At 67.9% G+C, this 4,908-nt stretch carries 5 protein-coding genes and 1 tRNA gene; 1 reads left to right on the top strand and 5 read right to left on the bottom strand.

Going from position 1 to position 4,908, the window contains the following annotated elements:
* Positions 1-506 precede the first annotated feature (506 nt).
* A complete protein-coding gene (locus tag D7W79_RS38770) occupies positions 507-1,505 on the top strand; it encodes a TerC family protein (protein ID WP_120530271.1) in 999 nt (332 codons plus the stop codon).
* A gap of 102 nt (positions 1,506-1,607) precedes the next feature.
* Here D7W79_RS38770 and D7W79_RS38775 read toward each other — a convergent pair whose 3' ends face one another.
* From D7W79_RS38775 to D7W79_RS38795, 5 genes are all read right to left on the bottom strand, one after another.
* Positions 1,608-1,898 carry a YacL family protein gene (locus tag D7W79_RS38775; protein ID WP_171438308.1) on the bottom strand — a complete coding sequence of 97 codons (291 nt, stop codon included), beginning with the start codon at positions 1,896-1,898 and terminating at the stop codon, positions 1,608-1,610.
* A 239-nt stretch (positions 1,899-2,137) separates the two neighbouring features.
* Positions 2,138-2,209: transfer RNA gene (locus D7W79_RS38780), tRNA-Val, on the bottom strand.
* A gap of 72 nt (positions 2,210-2,281) precedes the next feature.
* Positions 2,282-2,578, bottom strand: a complete 297-nt coding sequence (locus tag D7W79_RS38785; protein ID WP_120530269.1) for a hypothetical protein — start codon at positions 2,576-2,578, stop codon at positions 2,282-2,284.
* Between the two features lie 20 nt (positions 2,579-2,598).
* Positions 2,599-3,024, bottom strand: coding sequence for an SCP2 sterol-binding domain-containing protein (locus D7W79_RS38790; protein WP_120530270.1), 426 nt, complete (start codon positions 3,022-3,024; stop codon positions 2,599-2,601).
* A 9-nt stretch (positions 3,025-3,033) separates the two neighbouring features.
* Positions 3,034-4,659 (bottom strand): Hsp70 family protein, encoded by a 1,626-nt coding sequence (locus D7W79_RS38795; protein ID WP_120530273.1) that lies wholly within the window; start codon positions 4,657-4,659, stop codon positions 3,034-3,036.
* Positions 4,660-4,908: the final 249 nt, after the last annotated feature.

The following is a 4,908-nucleotide window of genomic DNA, read 5'->3' on the forward strand; positions in this document are numbered from 1 at the left end:
GGGCTGGGCGCTGGGGTGCTCACCTCGCCGGTCGGGTTCGTCGGTTCGCTCTCGGGGCTCGCGCCACAGCCAAAGGCATGGAGCGCCAGCAGCAGCGCGCTGGACGTGAAGACAAATCGGTTCCGCATCGGGCAGGGGGTATCCGTGCACGGGGGCCACACGACGGGCAGCGGCCGCGACGCCTTCGCCGGCGGCCCTCGTCACCCACGCCACCGCCCCCGGGCTCACGTGCCACGGGAGGTTCGGGCGCTCGGCTGGTCTCGGTGGCCCGGTGAAAGCGTTCTCAGCCGGGGCCTTTGCAAACCGCGGCGGTCGTGAACACTTCCCATCACGACAAGGGCCTCCAGAGCCCCTGTCCGTCCGGCTCCCCCAGCACGGCGCCCGCCAGCCCCGAGCGATACTTCCGTTTTCCCGAAGCTTCGCGTCCGGATTCTCTATTTGCCGAAGAGTGCCGGGGCTCCTATTTGAGAGGGGTTGGCTCCCCGTGCCTTCCCCAGGTGAACGCCTTGGAATCACTCCACAGCATTGGCAGCCCCGTCATGTGGGGCGGCTTCATCGCATTTGTCTTCGCGATGCTCGCGCTGGACCTCGGTGTCTTCCACCGCAAGGCCCACACGGTGAGCTTCAAGGAGGCCGGTGCGTGGAGCGCGGTGTGGGTGAGCCTGTCGCTCGCGTTCAACGCCTTCCTGTGGTGGCGCTTCGGCTCCGGGCCGGGCATGGAGTTCCTCACCGGCTACCTCATCGAGAAGTCGCTCTCCGTCGACAACATCTTCGTCTTCGTCGTCATCTTCTCCACGATGAAGGTCCCGGCCATCCACCAGCACCGGGTGCTCTTCTGGGGCATCCTGAGCGCGCTGGTGCTGCGCGCGGCGATGATCTTCGCGGGCGTGGCGATGCTGGAGCGCTTCCACTGGCTCATCTACGTCTTCGGCGCCTTCCTCATCCTCACGGGCGTGAAGCTCTTCATCCAGCGCAACCATGATGAACATCCGGAGGACGGCTGGCTGATGCGCACCGCCCGCCGCGTGATTCCCTCCACGCCGCACTTCGCCGGGCAGCACTTCATCACGGTGGAGAACGGTCGGCGGCTGGCGACGCCGCTGCTCATGGCGCTGATGCTGGTGGAGGCGTCCGACGTGCTCTTCGCGCTGGACTCCATCCCCGCCATCTTCGCGGTGACGCGCGACCCGTTCATCGTCTTCACGTCGAACATCTTCGCCATCCTGGGCCTGCGCTCGCTCTTCTTCCTGATGGCCGGCGCGATGGAGAAGTTCACCTACCTGAAGGTCGGCCTGTCCGGCGTGCTGGTCTTCGTGGGCGCGAAGATGGCGCTGGTGGACGTGGTGCACCTGTCCCCGGCCATCTCCCTGGGCGTCATCGCGCTGGTGCTGGGCTCCAGCATCGTGGCCTCGCTGGTGAAGGCGCGGAACACGCCGCCGCACACGCCCAACGGCGACGCGTCACCGGAGGCGCCACGCAGCGCGCCGTCCCCCGCGAAGAGCTGACGCTCCCGCGGCACCCCTCATCTTTTCCGGCTGTGGGTCCCATGGGGTGTGGGGCTCCGGGCCCGGGCCCTCGAAGCGCATGGGGGCTCGGGCCTCTTTTTTTCAGAGGGCCCGCGACAGCTCCATGAACTCCGCCCACGAGCGGATGGCGTCCTCGAACTCCTCCAGGGGCAGGTCCTGGGAGCGTCCGGGGATGGCCACCTCGCTGTGGATGGAGGCCCGGGCCCGGTTGAGCTCCAGGCTCCAGGTTTCACCGGTGACGTCCCACCGGTCCCTCCGTCCCTGCCGCAGCGCCGCCAGCACGCGCAGCATCCCCTGCGCCCGGTTCAAGTCCGGTCGCAGCTCCTGGGCGAGGTAGTCCGCCAGCACGTCGTCGGGCGGCAGGCCACTCACGACCGCCCGTCCCTGCTGATCCCACGTGAATCGCAATGTCCTGGGCACGCCGTGACGGTCGCACAGTCCGTGGATCGCCGACCACGCCCCGCCCCCGTCGATTGCGCCGGAACCCGACACTGCGGCCCGGCCGCGTGCGGCACCGAACGGGCGTCTCCGCCCGGAGAACAGCGACCTGTCCGGAGGTGGAAAAGCAAAAGGCCGTGAGCCCCAGGGGACTCACGGCCTCTTGTTTGAAGTGGGCGCGGCAGGTTTCGAACCTGCGACCCCTGCCGTGTGAAGGCAGTGCTCTACCGCTGAGCTACGCGCCCTGCTGTCTGCTGCCCGCCGCGCGACCGCTGCGCAACGAACGCGGCGGTAAATGCCATCCGCCCGCGCAGGTGTCAACGCATTTTCTGGGAGGATTCTTCCGACAGCGACTCCAGCTTCTCGTCCAGCTCGCGCAGGCGGCGCTTGAGGCCCGCGAGCTGCTTGCCCACGGCCTTGAAGTCCCCCTTCGGCGCGAAGTGCAGGGCCTTCATGACCTCTTCCTGCCCCCGGTCCAGGGCCTGCTTGCCGCGCTGGACCCGGCCAATGGCCTGGGCCACGGCCAGGGCGCGCTTCTCGTCGGCCATGAGCTTCTCCATGGCCATGCTGGACAGCCCCAGCGCCTGCTTCTTCAAGTCGTCCCGGATGCCCATGGTGGCGGTCCTCTGGCCCCTCAGGGGCCGTCGGGGAACTCGGTCTTCAGCGCGGCGAAGACGCGGTCCGCGATGCCCTTGTAGCGCATGCGTTCGATGAGCGGCTGCAGGTCCCCCCGCATGGAGATGCGGCGCTTGAGCACGGCCTCCACGGGGTCCAGCGTGCCCAGCAGGAGCTGCTTCCAGACGGAATAGGGCGCGCGGGCCAGGTACACCGGCTCCAGCTCTTCCAGGTCGTCCGGATCCGACAGCACCCGGGCCCGCTTGATGTCGCAGTCGCCGGGCTCCACGTGGACGACGAAGGTCTTGTCCAGCTTGCCCTTCTCCGCCTCGATGATGGCCCCGAAGTCGCCCTTCCAGCCCTTGCCGGCGATGGCGCACTCCGGGTCTGCATTGGTGAGCCGGACGGCCTCGTCCAGCCATTCCTTCGACGGAAACTTCGGCATCGCGCCTCCCTACCCCCTACGGAAGATGCTCTTGATGCTGGAGAAGAGCCCACGGTCGTCGTTGCTCGCCCCGCTGCTGCTCGACGGGGCGGCCTGCGCGTTGCGCGAGGCGACTTCCTGCAGGGCCTTCTTCAACTGCTCGGGCGTGTCACGGGTGGCCAGGTCCACCTTGCGCGACATGCCGCTCGCGTCCTCCACCTGCACCTGGAGGAGACACTCCTCGGTGAGGCGGAAGTCGATTTTCCGGCCCGCGGCGGCGGCCGGCACCCGGACGGTGCCCAGGTACTCATTGTCCACCATCAGGTCGCTGTCGCCCTGGTAGATGTCCAGCTCGATGAAGGGAGAACCCGGCTGCTGCGGCGGCGGCAGGCGGAAGCTCTTCACCATCGGGATGAGCGAGTTCTTCTCGATGATGCGCTTCACGCGGCCGTTGGGCATCGCGTAGCCGATGGGCATGGACAGCGCGTCCAGCAGCGTCACCGCGTCGATGCTGCCCAGCGAGTCGCCCAGCAGCGCCGCGCCCAGGGCCACGCACTCGTCCGGGTGCACGCCCTTGCGCGGGGCCTTGCCGAAGTGGGCCTGGATCTTCTGCTGCACCAGCGGCATGCGGCTCTGGCCGCCCACCAGGATGATCTCGTCGATCTCCGAGCGGCTGATGCCCTTCTCCGCGAGCACGCGGTCGCAGATGTCGAAGGTGCGGTCCACCAGGTCGCCGGTGAGGTTGTTGAGGTAGTCGCGGGTCAGCGGGATGCGCAGGTCCAGCGGCTTGCCCTTGCGCTCCTCGATGTACGGCAGGTCGATGACGACGTTGGGAATCAGCGTCAGGTCGATCTTCGCGGCTTCCGCGGCGTTCTTGATGCGCTGGAGGGCGATGGGGCTCTCGGTCAGGTCGACCTTGGTCTCGTCGCGGAAGCGCTCCAGCACGTACTCCATGATGCGGTTGTCGAAGTCCGCGCCGCCCAGGAACGAGTCGCCACCCGTCGCCAGCACCTCGAAGACGTTGCCGGCCAGGTGCAGCACGCTGACGTCGAAGGTGCCGCCGCCCAGGTCATAGACGAGGACCTTCTGGTCCAGGCCCCGGTTGAAGCCGTAGGCCAGCGCCGCGGCGGTGGGCTCGTTGACGATGCGCTTGACGTCGAAGCCGGCCAGCCGCCCGGCTTCCTTCACCGCGTTGCGCTGGTTGTCGTTGTAGTAGGCCGGGACGGAGATGACGGCCGCGTCGATGGGGCCGCCCAGGAACTGCTCCGCGATGGTCTTCAGCTGCGACAGCACGAAGCTGGAGATCTGCGGCAGCGTGTAGAGCTTGCCGCCCATCGTCACGGCGGCGTCCCCGTTGGGATCCTCGACGATGTCGTAGGGGAAGTACCCCTTGAGGTCCTCCACCGCCTTCGAATGGTACTTGCGGCCGATCAGCCGCTTGGTGCCCCAGAGCGTGTTCTTGGGGTTGGTGACCATCTGATCCTTGGCCACGCCGCCGACCAGCAGGTCGTTCTTGGCGGACAGCGCGACCACGGAGGGCAGGATGAGGTTGCCGCGATCCGTGGGGACGATCTTCGGGATGCGGTTGCGCACGGACGCCACCAGGGTGTTGGTGGTGCCCAGGTCAATCCCGACGATGCGAGGTCTGTCCGCCATGAAGGTCAACGTGCGCAGCTCAGGGGGAGGCCGCGCCCGTCCTCACTCTCTAGCACGTCGAGCCGTCGCGTGCGCGTTTCTAGGCGGACGCTTCCTCCCTGACTGTAGTTCTGGCCAGCCCGCCCTCCAGGGGGGCTGATTCCAGCCAGGGCGGCTACAGGTCCCGGTCCGGATCCGGCCCCAGGTCGCGCAGGCGGATGGGCCCGTCGGGCTCCGGGGGCGGGAGGGTTTCGCACACCGCGTCAGGAC

This window comes from Corallococcus exercitus, from assembly GCF_003611585.1.
Taxonomy (GTDB): Bacteria; Myxococcota; Myxococcia; order Myxococcales; family Myxococcaceae; genus Corallococcus; species Corallococcus exercitus.

Excerpts from the sequence above, each read along its gene's own strand:
- D7W79_RS38790 (WP_120530270.1), bottom strand. The coding sequence starts at position 3,024 with ATGCCGAAGTTTCCGTCGAAGGAATGGCTGGACGAGGCCGTCCGGCTC.
- D7W79_RS38785 (WP_120530269.1), bottom strand. The coding sequence starts at position 2,578 with ATGGGCATCCGGGACGACTTGAAGAAGCAGGCGCTGGGGCTGTCCAGC.
- D7W79_RS38795 (WP_120530273.1), bottom strand. The coding sequence starts at position 4,659 with ATGGCGGACAGACCTCGCATCGTCGGGATTGACCTGGGCACCACCAAC.